The organism is Streptomyces sp. NPDC051320 (assembly GCF_040682175.1).
In the GTDB taxonomy this organism is placed as follows: domain Bacteria; phylum Actinomycetota; class Actinomycetes; order Streptomycetales; family Streptomycetaceae; genus Streptomyces.
Genome location: NZ_JBFBAL010000004.1, coordinates 383,360 through 402,987, shown reverse-complemented (window position 1 = coordinate 402,987; position 19,628 = coordinate 383,360). Strand labels below are relative to the sequence as shown.

Genomic DNA, 19,628 nt, shown 5'->3' with positions numbered 1-19,628 from the left:
ATCGATCAGGACGCCCCCCTAGACTGCCCTTGTTCAGTGCCGTTCGCCATGTGTAATCGAACCTTCGGGAGATCCCGCCGTGACCGAGCCCCTCTCGGAGAACACCGCAGATGTGATCGTCGTCGGTGCGGGCCCGGCCGGCTCCACGACCGCGTACTACCTCGCGAAGGCCGGACTCGATGTCCTGCTGCTGGAGAAGACCGCCTTCCCGCGGGAGAAGGTCTGCGGTGACGGTCTGACCCCGCGCGCCACCAAGCAGCTGGTCTCGATGGGGATCGACATCTCCGAAGAGGCCGGCTGGCTGCGGAACAAGGGGCTGCGGATCATCGCCGGCGGCGTCCGCCTCCAGATGGACTGGCCGGAACTGGCCTCGTACCCGGACTACGGACTCGTCCGCAAGCGCGACGACTTCGACGAGCAGCTGGCCCGCCAGGCGCAGAAGGCGGGTGTCCGGCTGCACGAGCGCTGCAACGTCGGCGCGCCGATCACCGACGAGCGCACCGGCCGGATCACCGGCGTGCACGCGAAGATGGGCGAGGAGAAGACTCCGGTCACCTTCCACGCCCCGCTGGTGGTGGCCGCCGACGGCAACTCCACCCGGCTCTCGATCGGTATGGGACTGCACCGGCGCGAGGACCGGCCGATGGGCATCGCGGTGCGTACGTACTTCACCTCGCCGCGGCACGACGACGACTACCTGGAGTCCTGGCTGGAACTCTGGGACCGCCGCGGCGCCCAGGACCGGCTGCTGCCGGGCTACGGCTGGATCTTCGGCATGGGCGACGGCACATCCAATGTCGGGCTCGGCATCCTCGACTCGTCGTCCGCCTTCCGGGAACTGGACTGGCGCGAGGTGCTGAAGGCCTGGTGTGCGTCGATGCCGGAGGACTGGGGCTACACCCCGGACAACATGACGATGCCGATCCGCGGTGCGGCGCTGCCGATGGCGTTCAACCGTCAGCCGCACTACACCAAGGGCCTGCTGCTGGTCGGTGACGCGGCCGGCATGGTCAACCCGTTCAACGGCGAGGGCATCGCCTACGCCATGGAGTCCGGCCAGATCGCCGCGGATGTCATCGTCCAGGCCCATGCGCGGGCCACCCCGGCCCAGCGCGAGCTGGCGCTGCACCGCTACCCGAAGGTCCTCAAGGACACCTACGGCGGCTACTACACGCTGGGCCGCGCCTTCGTGAAGCTGATCGGCAACCCGAAGGTCATGAAGATCGCGGCTCAGCGCGGGCTGACCCACCCGATGCTGATGAAGTTCGCCCTGAAGCTGCTGGCGAACCTGACGGACCCGACCGGCGGGGACGCGATGGACCGTGTCATCAACGGCCTGTCGAAGGTCGCGCCGAAGGCTTGAGCCCGTACAGGACCCGGTGAGCAGGACCCCGGTTGCCCAGGACCCGGTGTGCCGAAGGGCCGCTGCCCCCGAGCGGGGGGACAGCGGCCCTTCGGCGTATGTCAGTTGAACGGGTAAACCGGGTGCATCGGGTGAATCGGACCGACCGGGCGAATCAGAGAACCCGGACCGCGCCCGTCGGCTGGTCGTAGCTCAGCGGGTGCTCGACGACGCCGGAGCTCGGGTTCTGAGCGCCGATGAACTGGCCCCCACCGACGTAGATGGCCACGTGGTACGCGCTGCCCGCGCTGCCCCAGTAGAGGATGTCGCCGGGCTGCAGGTTGCCCAGGGAGACCTGGGTGCCCGCGGTCGACTGGCCCTGGGAGACCCGCGGCAGGTCGACGCCGACGGACTTGTACGCGGCCTGGACGAGGCCGGAGCAGTCCCATGAGTTGGAGCCGGTGCCGCCCATGACGTAGGCGTCGCCCAGGTGAGCGGTCACGAAGCTGACGATGGCGGCGGCGGAACCGGTCGCCTGCGAGGAGCTGACGGACACCGCTTTGAGCGTGGTGCGGGTGGCGGAGCGCGACGCGCGCTCGGCAGCGGCGGCCTTGGCCTTTGCCTCGGCGGCGGCCTTGGCCTTCGCAGCGGCTTCCGCCTTCTTCTTGGCCTCCGCCTTGTGCACGGCCTCGGCCTTGGCCTTCTTGGCCGCCTTGGCGGCGTCCTGGGCCGCTGCGTCCTGCTGCGCCTGCTGCTGGAGGTCGGCGGCGGCCTGTTCGGTCGCGGCGGCGACCTGGGTGGCGCTGAGCGTGGGCATCTGGAGCGTCGTCTCGGTCACCGGCTCAGCGGCGTTCGCCGGAGCCGCGGCGCCTGCCACTGCGATGGTGCTGAGAACGCCACCGGCAACTCCGGCACGGAGCGCGGACTTGGCGGCGCTTCGGCGGGGCTTCCGGTGGCTGGGTATGTGAGCGGTGAGGGACATGAGCACTACCGCTATCAGGCGATCGCGGTTCCCTTCAACAAACGTGTGTTGCGCCACAGTTACGAATGGACCGCCCAATTCCGGTTATCCGAGGCCCTTATTGACGCCCAAACGGGCAATCCGGGCAGTGGCGATCAGCGGCGTGATCACGGTCTTTCAGTAATTCGCCCGAATTGCCCGCCACTTACCATCCGTTCACGAGGTTGGCCAAGCCCTGTTTCTCCGGCGCGTGGATCACGTGAGGCAGGTCACTCGGTGGCGACCGTCCGCGATCGGGGTTGCTCGCGAATGAGCGCACTTGTCCGTCGGCAGTTGTTGATCTCTCCCGGCGGCCGTCCGGCGGTCCCTCTATCACCCGTTGCCGCCCATCGCCAATTTGCTTCGGACTGTCCATACTTGATAGGGGGCGCACGTCCCCCACCAGCGACAACAACATCGGATGTCACGTCTCGTGACCACTCGTGCGCTTCGCGTATGAAGATCACTACTCATCCGACTTCATGATCCTTCATCTGGTGGTGGAGATCACAAAGCCGCCCCAGTACCCCGTGTCGCAGATCACAGACCGACGGGCATAGGATGCGTGGCAGTCGGGCTTGTGACCTGCTTCACATATTCGTGATCTCCGTCCGTACGGCGGCGAGAGCGAGGCGGACGAGCCGGCCCGATGCGGTCCACACGGTCAAGGACGACTGGAAGGAGCGAGGAGCGTGAATGCCTACGCGCCCATCCTCGTGCTCGGCGCCCTCGGGGCAGGGTTTGCGATCTTCTCCGTGGTCATGGCCACGCTAATCGGCCCCAAGCGCTACAACCGGGCGAAGCTCGAGGCGTACGAGTGCGGTATCGAACCGACGCCCACGCCGGCCGGAGGCGGCCGCTTTCCCATCAAGTACTACCTGACGGCGATGCTGTTCATCGTCTTCGACATCGAGATCGTCTTCCTCTATCCCTGGGCGGTCACCTTCGACTCCCTGGGGCTTTTCGGGCTCGTCGAGATGCTGCTCTTCGTGCTCACCGTCTTCGTCGCCTATGCGTATGTATGGCGGCGCGGCGGTCTGGAATGGGACTGAGGGGCTGAGGGGCACACCATGGGACTCGAAGAGAAGCTGCCGAGCGGCTTTCTGCTGACCACCGTCGAACAGGCCGCCGGCTGGGTGCGGAAGTCCTCCGTCTTCCCCGCCACCTTCGGCCTCGCCTGCTGCGCCATCGAGATGATGACGACGGGTGCGGGCCGTTACGACCTGGCGCGCTTCGGCATGGAGGTCTTCCGCGGATCACCGCGGCAGGCGGACCTGATGATCGTCGCCGGGCGGGTGAGCCAGAAGATGGCGCCGGTGCTGCGGCAGGTCTACGACCAGATGCCGAACCCCAAGTGGGTGATCTCCATGGGGGTTTGTGCTTCGTCGGGCGGGATGTTCAACAATTACGCGATTGTGCAGGGTGTCGATCACATCGTCCCCGTTGACATCTATTTGCCCGGCTGTCCGCCTCGCCCCGAGATGCTGATCGACTCCATCCTCAAGCTCCACCAGAAGATCCAGAGCTCCAAGCTCGGGGTCAACCAGGAGGAAGCGGCCCGTGAGGCGGAGGAGGCGGCCCTCAAGGCGCTCCCGACGATCGAGATGAAGGGGCTGCTGCGGTGAGCGACGAACGGCACGAAGAGAACGGCTCGGTGCCCGTCCCGCGCGAGGACACCGGTGAGGTCATCGGCGTACGCAGGGGAATGTTCGGCGCCGGCAACGGCGGCAGCGGCGGGGACACCAGCGGGTACGGCGGCCTCGTCCGCACCGTGGCGCTGCCGGGCGCCACGAACCGGCCCTACGGGGGCTGGTTCGACGAGATGGCCGATGAACTCGAAGGCGCCCTCGAGGAACAGGGACTCGTCCCGGGCAACGCGATCGAGAAGACCGTCGTCGACCGCGGCGAGATCACCTTCCACATCGAGCGTGCACACCTGGTGACGGTGGCACGCACCCTGCGTGACGACCCGGCGCTGCGCTTCGAGCTCTGCACCGGCGTGAGCGGGGTCCACTTCCTGGGGGACAGGGGCCGGGAACTGCACGCGGTCTACCACCTGCGCTCGATCACGCACGGGCGGCTGATCCGGCTGGAGGTCAGCGCGCCGGACGCGGACCCGCATGTCCCGTCGCTGGTCGAGGTCTATCCGACCAACGACTGGCACGAGCGCGAGACCTACGACTTCTTCGGCCTGATCTTCGACGGCCACCCCGCCCTCACCCGGATCATGATGCCGGACGACTGGCAGGGCTTCCCGCAGCGCAAGGACTACCCCCTGGGCGGTATCCCCGTCGAGTACAAGGGCGCCCAGATCCCGGCTCCGGACCAGCGGAGGTCCTACAACTGATGTCCACACCAAACGCCCACCCGTCGCCCGGCGCCCACCCCTCATCGGGTCCCTCCGGGACGCAGTCCGGCGCCTCGCACGCTTCGGCCCGGGAGACCACCGAGGGGACTGTATATACAGTCACCGGTGGCGACTGGGACGAGGTCGTCCAGTCGGCCGCCAAGGCCGACGACGAGCGCATCGTCGTCAATATGGGACCGCAGCACCCGTCCACGCACGGTGTGCTCCGGCTGATTCTGGAGATCGACGGCGAGACCGTCACCGAGGCCCGTTGCGGCATCGGCTATCTGCACACCGGCATCGAGAAGAACCTCGAGGTCCGGAACTGGACGCAGGGCACCACCTTCGTCACGCGGATGGATTACCTGACGCCGTTCTTCAACGAGACGGCGTACTGCCTGGGCGTCGAGAAGCTGCTCGGCATCGAGGACCAGGTTCCGGACCGCGCGACGATCGTCCGCGTCATGCTGATGGAGCTGAACCGGCTCTCCTCGCACCTGGTGGCCATCGCCACCGGCGGCATGGAGCTCGGGGCGACCACGATCATGATCTACGGCTTCCGTGATCGTGAACTCATTCTCGATCTCTTCGAGCTGATCACCGGACTCCGGATGAACCACGCGTTCATCAGGCCCGGCGGACTGGCCCAGGACCTGCCCCCGGGCGCCGTGGATCAGGTCCGCGAGTTCGTGAAGACGATGCGCAGGAACCTGCCGGAGTACGACGCGCTCGCCACCGGCAACCCCATCTTCAAGGGGCGCATGCAGGGCGTCGGCTACCTCGATCTGGCCGGCTGCATGGCGCTCGGCGCGACCGGGCCGATCCTGCGCTCCGCCGGTCTGCCGCACGATCTGCGCAAGAGCGACCCGTACTGCGGGTACGAGAGCTACGACTTCGATGTCCCGACCGCCGACACCTGCGACTCCTACGGCCGGTTCCTGGTGCGCCTGGAGGAGATGCGGCAGTCGCTGCGGATCGTCGAGCAGTGCCTGGACCGGCTGGAGCCGGGCCCGGTCATGGTCGCCGACAAGAAGATCGCCTGGCCCGCGCAGCTCGCGATGGGCCCGGACGGACTCGGCAACTCGCTCGACCACATCAAGAAGATCATGGGCACCTCCATGGAGGCCCTGATCCACCACTTCAAGCTGGTGACCGAGGGCTTCCGGGTCCCGGCCGGACAGGCATACACCGCCGTGGAGTCGCCCAAGGGCGAACTCGGCGTCCATGTGGTCTCGGACGGTGGCACCCGCCCCTACCGGGTCCACTACCGCGACCCCTCGTTCACCAACCTGCAGGCCATGGCGGCGATGTGCGAGGGCGGCCAGGTCGCCGACGTCATCGTCGCTGTCGCGTCCATCGACCCCGTGATGGGAGGCGTTGACCGGTGACGAACGTCGCTCCGACGAGCCTCGGCATGCCCCAACTGCCCGCTCCCGACTATCCGGCCGACGTACGCGCCAGGCTGGAGGCGGATGCGAGGGAGGTGATCGCCCGCTACCCGGACAGCAGGTCGGCGCTGCTGCCGCTGCTGCACCTGACACAGGCCGAGGAGGGCTACGTCACCCGTACCGGCGTCCGTTTCTGCGCCGAGATGCTGGGTCTGACGACCGCCGAGGTCACCGCGGTCTCCACCTTCTACTCGATGTACCGGCGCAAGCCGAGCGGTGACTACCAGGTGGGGGTCTGCACCAACACGCTGTGCGCCGTGATGGGCGGCGACGCGATCTACGCCGCGCTGCGCGAGCACCTCGACGTCGGCGACGGTGAGACCACCGCCGACGGCAAGGTCACCCTCGAGCACATCGAGTGCAACGCGGCCTGCGACTTCGCACCGGTGCTGATGGTCAACTGGGAGTTCTTCGACAACCAGACCGTCGAGTCCGCCAAACAGCTGGTGGACGACCTGCGGGCGGGCGAGCAGGTCTCGCCGACCCGCGGGGCGCCGCTCTGCACCTACCAGGAGACGGCCCGCGTCCTGGCCGGCTTCCCCGACCAGCGCCCCGGCGCCGTGGCGGCCACCGGCGGTGCCGGTGCTCCCTCGCTCGTCGGGCTGCGGCTCGCCAAGGGCGAGAAACCGCAGCCCCGGGTCGTGTCCCCGCGCGGTGAGGCCCCGCAGGACGCGCCCCAGCCGGGGTCCGAGCACCTGAGCTCGCACGACGCACCACAGAAGACCTCCGCGTCCGACCCGGAGCACCCGGCCGGACCCGTGGCTGAGGAGGGGGAGTGATGACCTTGGCAACCGAGTTCAGCGGAAGCGGCAACGGCGAGGGGGGCGGCGGGAGCAACGGAAGCAGCGCTGAGAAGCTGCTCACACCGGTCCTCTCCGCCTTCTGGGACCAGCCGGAGTCCTGGACCCTGGAGACCTACAAACGGCACGACGGCTACGAGGGCCTGAAGAAGGCGCTCGCCATGGCGCCCGACGACCTCATCGCCTACGTGAAGGACTCCGGGCTGCGTGGCCGGGGCGGCGCGGGATTCCCCACCGGAATGAAATGGCAGTTCATTCCGCAGGGCGACGGAAAGCCGCACTACCTGGTGGTCAACGCCGACGAATCCGAGCCGGGGACCTGCAAGGACATCCCGCTCCTCTTCGCCAATCCGCACTCCCTCATCGAGGGCATCGTGATCGCCTGCTACGCGATCAGGTCCTCGCACGCCTTCATCTACCTGCGGGGCGAGGTCGTCCCCGTGCTCCGGCGGTTGCACGAGGCCGTGCGTGAGGCGTACGAAGCGGGCTTCCTCGGCAAGGACATCCTGGGCAGCGGGCTCGACCTCGACGTCACGGTGCATGCCGGGGCGGGCGCCTACATCTGCGGCGAGGAAACCGCGCTGCTGGACTCGCTGGAAGGCCGGCGCGGGCAGCCCAGGCTCCGTCCTCCCTTCCCGGCTGTCGCGGGGCTCTACGCCTGTCCCACTGTCGTCAACAACGTGGAATCCATCGCATCGGTTCCGGCGATCCTGAACCGGGGCAAGGACTGGTTCAAGTCGATGGGAAGCGAGAAGTCCCCAGGCTTCACGCTCTATTCGCTGAGCGGCCACGTCGCGAGCCCCGGGCAGTACGAGGCGCCGCTGGGCATCACACTGCGCCAGCTGCTCGACATGAGCGGCGGCATCCGACCGGGCCACCGGCTCAAGTTCTGGACGCCGGGCGGCTCCTCCACCCCGATGTTCACCGACGAGCACCTCGACGTCCCGCTGGACTACGAGGGGGTGGGCGCCGCCGGGTCGATGCTCGGCACCAAGGCGCTCCAGTGCTTCGACGAGACGACCTGCGTGGTGCGGGCGGTCACCCGCTGGACCGAGTTCTACGCCCATGAGTCCTGCGGCAAGTGCACACCCTGCCGCGAAGGCACCTACTGGCTCGTCCAGTTGCTCCGCGACATCGAAGCAGGCAAGGGGGAGATGGCCGACCTCGACAAGATCAACGACATTGCCGACAACGTGAACGGCAAGTCCTTCTGCGCACTCGGCGACGGCGCCGCCTCGCCGATCTTCTCCTCGCTCAAGTACTTCCGTGCGGAGTACGAGCAGCACATCACCGGGCGGGGCTGCCCCTTCGACCCCGCGAAGTCGACCGTATGGGCCGACGGCCCCACCCGTAACGCGGAGGTGAACGCATGACAGTGACCACCAACAGCGCTCCCTCCGGGGGCGGCGAGGCGGCCGTGCCGCCCGAGGACCTGGTGTCGCTGACCATCGACGGCATTGCGATCTCGGTCCCCAAGGGAACCCTGGTCATCCGTGCCGCCGAGATGCTCGGCATCGAGATCCCGCGCTTCTGCGACCACCCGCTGCTCGACCCGGCGGGCGCCTGCCGCCAGTGCATCGTGGAGGTCGAGGGCCAGCGCAAACCGATGGCCTCCTGCACCATCACCTGCACCGACGGCATGGTCGTCAAATCACAGCTCACCTCGGCCGTCGCCACCAAGGCCCAGGTGGGGGTGATGGAGCTGCTGCTCATCAACCACCCGCTGGACTGCCCGGTCTGCGACAAGGGCGGCGAGTGCCCGCTGCAGAACCAGGCGATGTCGCACGGCGCGGCGGAGTCCCGCTTCGACGGCAAGAAGCGGACCTTCGAGAAGCCGGTACCGATCTCCACCCAGGTGCTGCTCGACCGGGAGCGGTGCGTGCTCTGCGCCCGGTGCACCCGCTTCTCCAACCAGATCGCCGGCGACCCGATGATCGAGCTGATCGAGCGGGGCGCGCTCCAGCAGGTGGGTACCGGGGAGGGCGACCCCTTCGAGTCGTACTTCTCCGGCAACACCATCCAGATCTGCCCGGTCGGCGCGCTGACCTCGGCCGCCTACCGCTTCCGGTCCCGCCCCTTCGACCTGGTCTCGTCACCGTCCGTCTGCGAGCACTGCGCCGGTGGCTGCGCGACCCGCACCGACCACCGGCGCGGCAAGGTCATGCGGCGGCTCGCCGCCCTGGACCCGGAGGTCAACGAGGAGTGGATGTGCGACAAGGGACGCTTCGGCTTCCGTTACGCACAGCGCCACGACCGGCTGACCACCCCGCTGGTGCGCGGCGAGGACGGCGTCCTGGAACCGGCGAGCTGGCCGGAAGCGCTGGGCCGGGCGGCCGCAGGACTGGCCGCCGCCCGGGGCCGCGCCGGAGTGCTCACCGGCGGTCGTCTCACCGTCGAGGACGCCTACGCCTACGCCAAGTTCGCCCGGGTCGCCCTCGACACCAACGACGTCGACTTCCGCGCCCGGGTGCACTCCGCCGAGGAGGCCGATTTCCTGGCCGCCCGGGTGGCGGGACGCGGCAAGGATCTCGACCGCCGTGGCGTCACCAACACCTCGTTGGAGCAGGCCCCGGCCGTACTCCTGGTCGGATTCGAATCCGAGGAAGAGGCCCCCGGTGTCTTCCTGCGGCTGCGCAAGGGCCACCGCAAACACGGTCTGCGCACCTTCTCCCTCGCCTCGTACGCGACCCGCGGACTCGAGAAGACGGGCGGTGTGCTGCTCGCCGCCGCACCGGGCACCGAGACCGAGTGGCTGGACGCCATCGCGGGCGGGGTCGGCCTGAACGCCGCGGGGCAGCAGGCAGCCGAGGCGCTGCGCGGCGCCGGCGCGGTGATCATCGTCGGTGAACGGCTGGCGGCCGTACCCGGCGCGCTGACCGCGGCCGTGCGGGCGGCGGCGGCCACCGGCGCCGAGCTGGTCTGGATTCCGCGCAGGGCCGGCGAGCGCGGCGCCATCGAGGCGGGCGCGATTCCCGCGCTGCTGCCCGGCGGCCGCCCCGCCACCGACCCGCGGGCCCGCGAAGAAGTGGCCGCCGCCTGGGGCGTACCGGAACTCCCGCACCGTTTCGGACGGGACACCGGCCAGATCGTCGAGGCGGCCGCCACCGGCGAACTGGGTGCGCTGCTCGTCGCGGGTGTCGAAATCGCGGACCTGCCCGATCCGGCGCGGGCGCGCGAGGCGCTCGACAAGGTCGGCTTCCTGGTCTCGCTGGAGCTGCGGCCCAGCGAGGTCACCGAGCGCGCCGATGTGGTGTTCCCGGTGGCCGCGGTCGCCGAGAAGCCCGGAACCTTCCTCAACTGGGAGGGCAGGGCCCGGCCGTTCGAGGCCGCGCTCAAGCCGGAGCAGATGACCAGCCGCCTCGCCCCGGCCGACGCGCGGGTGCTGCACATGCTGGCCGACGCCCTGGCCGAAGCGCGGTCCGGCACCGGAGGCGCCGACCGCGCCGGTCGGTTCGGACTGCCGGACGTGCACGCCGTACGCAGGGAGATGGGCCGGCTCGGCGCGTGGACCGGACCGTACGCGGACGCTCCGGCCGAGTCCTCGCTCCCGCTGCCCCGCCCCGATGCGGGCGAGGCGGTGCTCGCCGGGCACCGGCTGCTGCTCGACCAGGGGCTGCTCCAGCAGGGCGACGAAGCCCTGGCCGGCACCCGGCACGCCGCGGTCGCCAGGCTCTCGGCGGCCACCGCGGCCGAGACGGGCGTCAAGGACGGCGACGTCCTCGCCGTGACCGGGTCCGCCGGTGCGGTCGAACTCCCGCTGCAGGTCACCGAGATGCCGGACCGGGTGGTCTGGCTTCCGCTGAACTCGACGGGCGGCGGTGTCCTCGCCGACACCGGCGCCCACCCGGGCGAACCGGTGCGGATCTCCGCCGCACCTGCCGCAGCCGCGGCCACGACGGAGGTGGAGGCGTGACGAACTACTACCTCGCGGCCGAGGACCTGTCCATGTTCGGACGGGACCCCTGGTGGCTCGTCGTCATCAAGGCCGTCTTCTGCTTCGCCTTCCTGATGATCACCGTGCTCTTCTCCATCGTGTGGGAGCGCAAGGTGGTCGCCTGGATGCAGCTGCGCATCGGGCCCAACCGGCACGGCCCCTGGGGCATGCTCCAGTCGCTGGCCGACGGCATGAAGCTGATGCTCAAGGAAGACGTGATCGTCAAGCGGGCGGACAAGTTCGTCTATGTCCTCGCCCCGGTCGTCGCCGCGATCCCCGCCTTCATGGCGATCGCGGTGATCCCCTTCGGCCCGGCCGGCAACGAGGTATCGATCCTCGGCCATCGCACGACGATGCAGCTCACCGACCTGCCGATCGCGATGCTCTACATCCTCGCGGTCGCCTCGGTCGGTATCTACGGCATCGTGCTGGCCGGCTGGTCGTCCGGCTCGACCTATCCGCTGCTCGGCGGGTTGCGCTCCTGCGCACAGATGATCAGCTACGAGATCGCGATGGGCGCGGCCTTCGCCTCGGTCTTCCTCTACTCGGGCTCGATGTCGACGTCGGCGATCGTGGACGCACAGAAGGACCGCTGGTTCATCGTGCTGCTGCCGGTCTCCTTCATCATCTACATCGTCACGATGATCGGTGAGACCAACCGCGCGCCGTTCGACATGCCGGAATCCGAGGGTGACCTCGTCGGTGGCTTCAACACCGAGTACTCGTCGATCAAGTTCGCGATGTTCATGCTGGCGGAGTACGTCAACATGGTCACCGTCTCGGCGGTCTCCGCGACGCTGTTCCTGGGCGGCTGGCGGGCCCCGGCGCCGATCTCGACGTTCTGGGAGGGCGCGAACCACGGCTGGTGGCCGATGCTCTGGTTCGTCATCAAGGTCCAGCTGCTGCTGTTCTTCTTCATCTGGCTGCGCGGCACGCTGCCCCGGGTGCGCTACGACCAGCTGATGAAGCTGGGCTGGAAGGTCCTCATCCCGGTCTCGGTGGTCTGGCTGATGCTGGTCGCGACCGTACGGGCGCTGCGGAACGAGAACTACGACTTCACCTCGATCGTGCTGTATGTCGCCGGGGCCGTCATCGCGATCCTGCTGCTCTCCTTCGTCTATGACATCTTCCGCGACAAGCGGGAGAAGGCGGAGGCCGAAGCAGCCGCGCCGGAGGCCGAGTTCGACCCGATGGCGGGTGGTTTCCCGGTGCCACCACTGCCCGGACAGACCCTTCCGCCGGTTCCCCGGCGGCGCTCGCGCACGGGGCGGGAGCTGATTGTCAGTGGTGGCGTGGACACTGTGAGTGACGGAAAGGAGGCTGACGATGCCTGACCGCTCTTCCGAGGGGGACACCCCCAAATCTCCGTGGCTGAATCCGGCGGCCGGCTTCGGCGTGACCTTCAAGGCCATGTTCAAGAAGCGGCTGACCGAGCAGTACCCGGAGCAGGAGAAGACCACGGCGCCGCGCTTCCACGGGCGGCACCAGCTCAACCGGCATCCGGACGGACTGGAGAAGTGCATCGGGTGCGAGCTCTGCGCCTGGGCCTGTCCGGCCGACGCGATCTATGTGGAGGGCGCGGACAACACCGAGGAGGAGCGTTACTCCCCGGGCGAGCGATACGGCCGCGTGTACCAGATCAACTACGCCCGCTGCATTCTGTGCGGACTCTGCATCGAGGCCTGCCCGACCCGGGCGCTGACCATGACCAACGAGTTCGAGCTCGCCGACAGCAGCCGCGCCAATCTGATCTACACCAAGGAGCAGCTGCTCGCCGGTCTCGAGGAAGGCATGGTCGACTCGCCGCACTCGATCTTCCCCGGCACCGACGAACAGGACTACTACCGGGGCCTGGTGACCGAGGCGGCGCCGGGCACGGTCCGTCAGGTCGCGCTCTCCAAGGGCGAAGCTCCGCAGGAGGCCGCCGCGGACTTCGGTCCCGGTGAACCGGCGTCGAAGAAGGTGATCGGAGGATGATGTCCCTCGCCGCCTACGCCACCTCCACCGGCGAGGCCTTCCAGTTCTGGGTGCTCGGCACGATCGCCGTGATCGGGGCGCTCTCCACGGTCCTGATGCGCAGGGCCGTGCACAGCGCGCTCAGCCTCGCCGGAACCATGATCGTGCTGGCGGTCTTCTACCTCGCCAACGGTGCGTACTTCCTGGGCATCGTCCAGATCGTCGTCTACACCGGCGCGATCATGATGTTGTTCCTCTTCGTCGTCATGCTGGTCGGCGTCACCGCTGCCGACTCGCTGACCGAGACCATCAGGGGCCAGCGCTGGCTGGCCGCGGCCTGCGGACTCGGCTTCGGGATCCTGCTGATCGCGGGCATCGCCAACGCCTCGCTCTCCCAGTTCGACGGACTGGGACAGGCGAACGCCGGCGGCAACGTCGAGGGCCTCGCGGCCCTCATCTTCACCAAGTACGTGTTCGCCTTCGAGATCACCGGCGCGCTGCTGATCACCTCGGCGGTCGGTGCGATGGTGCTCACCCACCGGGAGCGCACCGAGCGGGCGAAGACCCAGCGGGAGATGTCCGAGGAGCGGGTACGCAGCAAGCAGCTGCCGCCGCTGCCCGCCCCCGGTGTCTACGCCCGGCATAACGCGGTGGACGTCGCGGGACTGCTGCCGGACGGCACACCGGCCGAGCTCACCGTCATGCGGACGCTGCGTCAGCGCGGTCAGATCCGCGATGTGTCCCAGGAAGCCCTGGCCGACCTCAAGGCCCTGGAGCGCAGCTCCGAGGAGCGGCTCGGCCGGAACTCCGGACACGGCCACGATGTGGGACTCGCCGACGACCGTGACGCCGCATACGACCGCGACCACGGCCAGGACCGGAACGGCGGCCGGAATGACGGCCGGGACCGCGAGGACGAGGAGGCGACGAAGTGAATCCGGTCAACTACCTGTATCTCGCCTCGCTGTTGTTCACCATCGGCGCGGCCGGAGTGCTGATCAGGCGGAACGCGATCGTGGTCTTCATGTGCGTGGAGCTGATGCTCAACGCCTGCAACCTCGCGTTCGTAGCCTTCTCCCGTATGCACGGCAATCTCGACGGCCAGGTCATCGCCTTCTTCACGATGGTCGTTGCCGCCGCCGAGGTCGTGGTCGGGCTCGCGATCATCGTGTCGCTCTTCCGTTCCCGCCACTCGGCCTCGGTCGACGACGCCAGCCTGATGAAGCTGTAAGGGGTCGCTGAACAGTGGAGAACCTGATTGCGCTGCTGATTGCAGCGCCTTTGCTCGGAGCGGCGGTGCTGCTCTGCGGTGGGCGGCGGCTGGACGGCGTGGGCCACTGGCTCGGCACGCTGTTCGCCGGCGTGTCGTTCGTGATCGCCGCGATCCTCTTCGCGGACATGCTGGGCAAGGGCGCCGACGACCGGACCCTGCACCAGCATCTGTTCAGCTGGGTTCCGGTGGCCGGCTTCAAGGCCGATGCCGCCTTCCAGCTCGACCAGTTGTCGATGACCTTCGTGCTGCTGATCTCCGGTGTGGGCACCCTGATCCACATCTACTCGATCGGTTACATGGAGCACGACGAGCGGCGCCGCCGCTTCTTCGGCTACCTGAACCTCTTCGTGGCGGCCATGCTGCTGCTGGTCCTCGCCGACAACTACCTGCTGCTCTACGTCGGCTGGGAGGGCGTCGGCCTGGCGTCCTACCTGCTGATCGGTTTCTGGCAGCACAAGCCGAGCGCAGCCACCGCCGCCAAGAAGGCGTTCATCGTCAACCGGGTCGGCGACATGGGTCTGTCGATCGCGATCATGCTGATGTTCACCACCTTCGGGACCTTCGCCTTCGGGCCGGTGCTGCACTCGGCGGGGAACGCCTCACAGGGCAAGCTCACCGCCATCGGGCTGATGCTGCTGCTGGCCGCCTGCGGAAAGTCCGCGCAGGTGCCGCTGCAGTCCTGGCTCGGTGACGCGATGGAGGGCCCGACCCCGGTCTCGGCCCTGATCCACGCGGCGACCATGGTGACCGCGGGCGTGTATCTCATCACCCGCTCCGGCGTGATCTTCAACGCCGCGCCCGACGCGCAGTTGGCGGTCGTCGTGGTGGGTACGGTGACGCTCCTCTTCGGTGCGATCGTCGGTTGTGCGAAGGACGACATCAAGAAGGCCCTGGCGGGCTCGACCATGTCGCAGATCGGCTACATGATCCTGGCCGCGGGCCTCGGCCCGATCGGCTACGTCTTCGCGATCATGCACCTGGTCACCCACGGCTTCTTCAAGGCGGGTCTCTTCCTCGGCGCCGGATCGGTCATGCACGGCATGAACGACGAGGTGGACATGCGGAAGTACGGCGGCCTGCGGAAGTACATGCCGGTGACCTTCGTGACCTTCGGGCTCGGCTATCTCGCGATCATCGGCTTCCCCGGGCTCTCCGGCTTCTTCTCCAAGGACAAGATCATCGAGGCGGCCTTCGCCAAGGGTGGCGCCGAGGGCTGGATCCTCGGCGGCGCGGCGCTGCTGGGCGCCGGGATCACCGCGTTCTACATGACCCGGGTCATGCTGATGACCTTCTTCGGCGAGGAGCGCTGGCGCCACCGGGCCACCGCATCGCCCGCCGAGCCGAGCGTCGAGCCCGCTGCCGAGGAACGCGGCGAGCACAGCGAGCCGCACCCGCACGAGGCGCCCAACTCGATGACCATCCCGATGATCATCCTGGCCTTCGGTTCGGTCTTCGCCGGCGGGTTCTTCGGCATCGGGAACCGCTTCCTGCACTGGCTGGAGCCCGTCACCGGCCACACGGAGGGCGATTCACCGGTCAGTGCGAGCGCGGTCACCGCCACCACCATGGTGGTTCTGGTGATCGGCGTCGCGATCGCCTGGCTGGTCTACGGCCGCAAGCCGGTCCCGGCGACCGCCCCGCGCGGCTCGCTGCTCACCCGGGCGGCCCGGCGCGATCTCCTCCAGGACGACTTCAACCACGTGGTGCTGGTCCGCGGCGGTGAGCACCTCACGCGGTCGCTGGTCTACCTCGACCACTCGCTGGTCGACGGAGTCGTCAACGGCACGGCCGCCTCGTTCGGCGGGCTCTCCGGCCGGCTGCGCAAACTGCAGAACGGCTACGCCCGCAGTTACGCGGTCTCGATGTTCGGCGGCGCAGTGATTCTCGTCGCCGCGACCCTGCTGATGAGGGCGGTCTGAACTGATGTCCTTTCCACTGCTTACGGCAACGGCCGCGCTCCCGGCGGTCGGTGCGATCGCCACCGCCGCGGTTCCGGCCACCCGGCGCACCGCCGCGAAGTGGCTGGCGCTGCTGGTCTCGCTCGGCACGCTGGCGCTGGCCGCCGTCCAGCTCGTCCGGTTCGAGCCCGGCGGGGCCCGCTACCAGCTCACCGAATCACACGCCTGGATCAGCGACTTCGGCGTGCGCTACGACCTGGGTGTGGACGGCATCGGCGTGGTGATGCTCGCCCTGACCGCCCTGCTCATCCCGTTCGTCATCCTGGCCGGGTGGCACGACGCCGACCCTTCCCCAAGCTCTCAGCTGCGTTCGAGCAGGGGAGACCCCAACGAGACGCGGCCATATCGCTGGCGGCCGACCCAGGGATTCTTCGCCCTGATCCTGGCCGTCGAGGCGATGGTGATCCTCTCCTTCGAGGCCACCGACGTCTTCCTCTTCTACATCCTCTTCGAAGCGATGCTCATCCCGCTGTACTTCCTCATCGGAGGCTTCGGGGACCGGGCCTACGCGGGCGGGGACGAGGCGGCGGCCGCCCAACGCTCGTACGCGGCCGTCAAGTTCCTGCTCTACAACCTGGTCGGCGGCCTGCTGATGCTGGCCGCGGTCATCGGCCTCTACGTGGTGGCGGGGAGCTTCTCGCTCCAGGACATCGTCGCCGCACGGGCCGGCGGCTCGCTGCACATGGCGACCGGCACCGAGCGCTGGCTGTTCCTCGGCTTCTTCTTCGCTTTCGCGGTGAAGGCGCCGCTCTGGCCGCTGCACACCTGGCTGCCCAACGCCATGGGGGAGTCGACGGCGCCGGTCGCGGTGCTGATCACCGCGGTGGTCGACAAGGTCGGCACCTTCGCGATGCTGCGCTTCTGCCTCCAGCTCTTCCCGGACGCCAGCAAGTGGGCGACCCCGGTGATCCTGGTCCTGGCACTGATCAGCATCATCTACGGCGCGCTGCTCGCGGTCGGCCAGCGGGACATCAAGCGGCTGATCGCCTACGCGTCGATCTCGCACTTCGGCTTCATCGTGCTGGGCATCTTCGCCCTCACCACGCAGGGCCAGTCGGGTGCGACGCTCTACATGGTCAACCACGGGATCTCCACCGCCGTCCTGATGCTGGTGGCCGGCTTCCTGATCTCGCGCCGGGGCTCGCGGCTCATCAGCGACTTCGGTGGGGTGCAGAAGGTGGCCCCGGTGCTCGCCGGCGCCTTCCTGATCGGTGGCCTCGCCACCCTGTCGCTCCCCGGACTGGCCCCCTTCGTCAGTGAGTTCCTGGTCCTGGTCGGTACGTTCAGCGCCTATCCGGCCGCCGGCATCATCGCGACCATCGGCATCGTGCTGGCCGCGATCTACGTGCTGGTGCTCTACCAGCGGACGATGACGGGCCCGGTCAAGGCCACGGTGCAGGGCATGGCGGACCTCAAGGTCCGTGAGCTGGTCGTGGTGCTGCCGCTGATCGCGCTGCTGGTCTTCCTCGGCGTCTACCCCAAGCCGGTGACGGAGATCGTCAACCCGGCCGTGAAACACACGATGTCCGATGTCCAGAAGAAGGACCCCCGTCCTTCCGTGCCCGCAGTGGAGGCCGCGAAGTGAGCGCATCAGCTGTCCACAGCCTGTGGACGATGGGGGCGGTCGACCCCGCATCCAAGATCCCGACCCCGCACATCGAGTACGCGCAGCTCTCACCCACGCTGATCGTCCTCGGGGCCGCACTGCTGGGTGTCCTGGTCGAGGCATTCGTGCCGCGCCGGAACCGCTACTACGCCCAGGTGTTCCTGACGGTGGTCGCGCTCGCCGCGTCCTTCGCCGCGGTCGTCGCACTGGCGGCCGGCGGATACGGCTCGTCCAAGGCGCACATCGCGGCGATGGGTGCGGTCGCGGTCGACGGGCCCGCCCTGTTCCTGGAGGGCACCATCCTGCTGGTCGCGATCTTCGCGGTCTTCACCTTCGCCGAGCGCAGGCTCGACCCCGCGGCGCACGGCAACCGGGTCGACTCCTTCGCCGCGCAAGCCGCGTCCGTACCGGGCAGTGAAAGCGAACAGGCAGCGGTCAAGGCCGGGTTCACCACCACCGAGGTGTTCCCGCTGGTGCTCTTCGCGGTCGGCGGCATGCTGATCTTCCCGGCTGCCAACGACCTGCTGACGCTCTTCGTGGCGCTGGAAGTCTTCTCGCTGCCGCTCTACCTGCTCTGCGCCGTCGCCCGCCGCAAGCGGCTGATGTCGCAGGAAGCGGCGGTGAAGTACTTCCTGCTCGGTGCGTTCTCGTCGGCCTTCCTGCTCTTCGGGATCGCGCTGCTCTACGGCTACTCGGGCTCCGTCTCCTACGCCCGGATCGCGGACGTCGTCAACGGCACCGTGCAGAACGTCGACCCGGCACTCGCCGACACCATGGGCAACGACGCCCTGCTGCTCATCGGCGGCGCGATGGTCCTGATGGGGCTGCTCTTCAAGGTCGGCGCGGTGCCGTTCCACATGTGGACCCCGGACGTCTACGAGGGCGCCCCGACCCCGGTCACCGGTTTCATGGCGACGGCCACCAAGATCGCCGCGTTCGGAGCGCTGCTGCGGCTGCTCTACGTGGTGCTGCCGGGGATGCGGTGGGACTGGCGCCCCGTCATGTGGGGCGTCGCGATCATCACCATGCTGGGCGGAGCGGTCGTCGCGATCACCCAGACCGACATCAAGCGGCTGCTCGCCTACTCCTCGATCGCACACGCGGGGTTCATCCTGGCCGGTGTCATCGCGACCACTCCGGACGGCGTCAGTTCGGTGCTCTTCTATCTGGTCGCCTACTCCTTCACGACGATCGGCGCGTTCGCCGTGGTCACGCTGGTACGGGACGCGGGCGGCGAGGCGACCCACCTCTCCAAGTGGGCCGGGCTCGGGCGTCGTTCACCCCTGGTGGCCGCGGTCTTCGCGGTCTTCCTGCTCGCCTTCGCCGGTATCCCGCTGACCAGCGGGTTCTCCGGGAAGTTCGCGGTCTTCAAGGCGGCAGCCGATGGCGGGGCGAGCGGGCTCGTCGTGGTCGGTGTGATCTCGTCCGCGATCGCCGCGTTCTTCTACATCCGGGTCATCGTGCTGATGTTCTTCAGCGAACCGAAGGTGGAAGGGCCCACGGTGGCGGTTCCTTCGCCGCTGACCATGGCCACGATCGCGGTCGGTGCCGCGGTCACGGTGGTGCTCGGGGTCGCCCCGCAGTACTTCCTGGATCTGGCAGGTCAGGCGAGCGTGTTCGTCCGGTAGGGGCGGCACGGAGCGCACCGCCGGGCGGCCTGGGAGACCAGGCCGCCCGGCGTTTTTGCGGGTGGGACCAAGCCGCGGACACCCGGCCCGCGTAGGCGCGGACGTCGGCGTCCGGGTCGTGGACGGCGGTCGTACCTGGTCCGCGCGCAGCCGCCGCCGACGCGCGGCGGAGACCGGCGCGGCGTGCTCACGGGTGCGTTCGGCCGGCAGCCGGTGGACCATACCGACGCTGGGTCACCCCTGGTGTTGCATCAGTGTTGCGCCACCGGTTGCGCGCCGGACAACGGCCTGACCTGGTCTTTAGCGGCCCGCTGTGGCAGCTCTGCCACTACGGGT

General features: G+C 68.5%; 16 protein-coding genes. 15 read left to right on the top strand and 1 reads right to left on the bottom strand.

Features of this window, described 5'->3' with window-relative positions:
* Positions 1 to 79: 79 nt before the first annotated feature.
* On the top strand, positions 80 to 1,363 hold the full coding sequence (locus AB0M87_RS12230; protein WP_365851851.1) for a geranylgeranyl reductase family protein: 1,284 nt from the start codon (positions 80 to 82) through the stop codon (positions 1,361 to 1,363).
* Positions 1,364 to 1,517: 154 nt separating this feature from the next.
* On the opposite strand, the gene AB0M87_RS12225 is transcribed toward AB0M87_RS12230, so the two are convergent.
* Entirely contained in the window at positions 1,518 to 2,324 is an 807-nt protein-coding gene (locus AB0M87_RS12225; protein WP_365851850.1) for a C40 family peptidase, read from the bottom strand.
* Between the two features lie 710 nt (positions 2,325 to 3,034).
* Here AB0M87_RS12225 and AB0M87_RS12220 point away from each other — a divergent pair.
* From AB0M87_RS12220 to nuoN, 14 genes are read left to right on the top strand one after another with little or no spacing between them, the layout of a single operon-like run.
* Positions 3,035 to 3,394 carry an NADH-quinone oxidoreductase subunit A gene (locus AB0M87_RS12220; protein ID WP_250299117.1) on the top strand — a complete coding sequence of 120 codons (360 nt, stop codon included), beginning with the start codon at positions 3,035 to 3,037 and terminating at the stop codon, positions 3,392 to 3,394.
* An 18-nt stretch (positions 3,395 to 3,412) separates the two neighbouring features.
* Positions 3,413 to 3,967 (top strand): NADH-quinone oxidoreductase subunit B family protein, encoded by a 555-nt coding sequence (locus AB0M87_RS12215; protein ID WP_365851849.1) that lies wholly within the window; start codon positions 3,413 to 3,415, stop codon positions 3,965 to 3,967.
* A complete protein-coding gene (locus AB0M87_RS12210) occupies positions 3,964 to 4,689 on the top strand; it encodes an NADH-quinone oxidoreductase subunit C (protein WP_365851848.1) in 726 nt (241 codons plus the stop codon). The genes AB0M87_RS12215 and AB0M87_RS12210 overlap by 4 nt, the downstream gene beginning before the upstream one ends.
* Positions 4,689 to 6,077 carry an NADH-quinone oxidoreductase subunit D gene (locus AB0M87_RS12205; RefSeq protein WP_365851847.1) on the top strand — a complete coding sequence of 463 codons (1,389 nt, stop codon included), beginning with the start codon at positions 4,689 to 4,691 and terminating at the stop codon, positions 6,075 to 6,077. Before AB0M87_RS12210 ends, AB0M87_RS12205 begins: the two co-directional genes overlap by 1 nt.
* A 26-nt stretch (positions 6,078 to 6,103) precedes the next feature.
* On the top strand, positions 6,104 to 6,916 hold the full coding sequence (gene nuoE / locus AB0M87_RS12200) for an NADH-quinone oxidoreductase subunit NuoE (RefSeq protein ID WP_365851963.1): 813 nt from the start codon (positions 6,104 to 6,106) through the stop codon (positions 6,914 to 6,916).
* Positions 6,916 to 8,310, top strand: a complete 1,395-nt coding sequence (gene nuoF, locus AB0M87_RS12195) for an NADH-quinone oxidoreductase subunit NuoF (protein ID WP_365851846.1) — start codon at positions 6,916 to 6,918, stop codon at positions 8,308 to 8,310. The genes nuoE and nuoF overlap by 1 nt, the downstream gene beginning before the upstream one ends.
* Positions 8,307 to 10,850: an NADH-quinone oxidoreductase subunit G gene (locus tag AB0M87_RS12190; RefSeq protein WP_365851845.1), complete on the top strand. Its 2,544-nt coding sequence runs from the start codon at positions 8,307 to 8,309 to the stop codon at positions 10,848 to 10,850. Before nuoF ends, AB0M87_RS12190 begins: the two co-directional genes overlap by 4 nt.
* Positions 10,851 to 10,882: 32 nt before the next feature.
* The gene (gene nuoH, locus AB0M87_RS12185) at positions 10,883 to 12,205 is read left to right on the top strand and encodes an NADH-quinone oxidoreductase subunit NuoH (protein ID WP_365851962.1); all 1,323 of its coding nucleotides are present in this window, start codon (positions 10,883 to 10,885) and stop codon (positions 12,203 to 12,205) included.
* On the top strand, positions 12,198 to 12,848 hold the full coding sequence (nuoI, locus tag AB0M87_RS12180) for an NADH-quinone oxidoreductase subunit NuoI (protein WP_365851844.1): 651 nt from the start codon (positions 12,198 to 12,200) through the stop codon (positions 12,846 to 12,848). Before nuoH ends, nuoI begins: the two co-directional genes overlap by 8 nt.
* Positions 12,845 to 13,762: an NADH-quinone oxidoreductase subunit J gene (locus AB0M87_RS12175; protein WP_365851843.1), complete on the top strand. Its 918-nt coding sequence runs from the start codon at positions 12,845 to 12,847 to the stop codon at positions 13,760 to 13,762. The genes nuoI and AB0M87_RS12175 overlap by 4 nt, the downstream gene beginning before the upstream one ends.
* On the top strand, positions 13,759 to 14,058 hold the full coding sequence (nuoK, locus tag AB0M87_RS12170; RefSeq protein ID WP_250299134.1) for an NADH-quinone oxidoreductase subunit NuoK: 300 nt from the start codon (positions 13,759 to 13,761) through the stop codon (positions 14,056 to 14,058). Before AB0M87_RS12175 ends, nuoK begins: the two co-directional genes overlap by 4 nt.
* A gap of 14 nt (positions 14,059 to 14,072) precedes the next feature.
* Positions 14,073 to 16,019, top strand: coding sequence for an NADH-quinone oxidoreductase subunit L (nuoL, locus tag AB0M87_RS12165; protein WP_365851842.1), 1,947 nt, complete (start codon positions 14,073 to 14,075; stop codon positions 16,017 to 16,019).
* Positions 16,020 to 16,023: 4 nt separating this feature from the next.
* Positions 16,024 to 17,643 carry an NADH-quinone oxidoreductase subunit M gene (locus AB0M87_RS12160; RefSeq protein ID WP_365851841.1) on the top strand — a complete coding sequence of 540 codons (1,620 nt, stop codon included), beginning with the start codon at positions 16,024 to 16,026 and terminating at the stop codon, positions 17,641 to 17,643.
* Entirely contained in the window at positions 17,640 to 19,292 is a 1,653-nt protein-coding gene (nuoN, locus tag AB0M87_RS12155) for an NADH-quinone oxidoreductase subunit NuoN (RefSeq protein ID WP_365851840.1), read from the top strand. Before AB0M87_RS12160 ends, nuoN begins: the two co-directional genes overlap by 4 nt.
* Positions 19,293 to 19,628 lie beyond the last annotated feature (336 nt).

Excerpts from the sequence above, each read along its gene's own strand:
- nuoH (WP_365851962.1), top strand. The coding sequence starts at position 10,883 with ATGTTCGGACGGGACCCCTGGTGGCTCGTCGTCATCAAGGCCGTCTTC.
- AB0M87_RS12205 (WP_365851847.1), top strand. The coding sequence starts at position 4,689 with ATGTCCACACCAAACGCCCACCCGTCGCCCGGCGCCCACCCCTCATCG.
- AB0M87_RS12190 (WP_365851845.1), top strand. The coding sequence starts at position 8,307 with ATGACAGTGACCACCAACAGCGCTCCCTCCGGGGGCGGCGAGGCGGCC.
- AB0M87_RS12215 (WP_365851849.1), top strand. The coding sequence starts at position 3,413 with ATGGGACTCGAAGAGAAGCTGCCGAGCGGCTTTCTGCTGACCACCGTC.
- AB0M87_RS12160 (WP_365851841.1), top strand. The coding sequence starts at position 16,024 with ATGTCCTTTCCACTGCTTACGGCAACGGCCGCGCTCCCGGCGGTCGGT.
- nuoI (WP_365851844.1), top strand. The coding sequence starts at position 12,198 with ATGCCTGACCGCTCTTCCGAGGGGGACACCCCCAAATCTCCGTGGCTG.
- nuoF (WP_365851846.1), top strand. The coding sequence starts at position 6,916 with ATGACCTTGGCAACCGAGTTCAGCGGAAGCGGCAACGGCGAGGGGGGC.
- nuoE (WP_365851963.1), top strand. The coding sequence starts at position 6,104 with ATGCCCCAACTGCCCGCTCCCGACTATCCGGCCGACGTACGCGCCAGG.
- AB0M87_RS12175 (WP_365851843.1), top strand. The coding sequence starts at position 12,845 with ATGATGTCCCTCGCCGCCTACGCCACCTCCACCGGCGAGGCCTTCCAG.
- AB0M87_RS12225 (WP_365851850.1), bottom strand. The coding sequence starts at position 2,324 with ATGTCCCTCACCGCTCACATACCCAGCCACCGGAAGCCCCGCCGAAGC.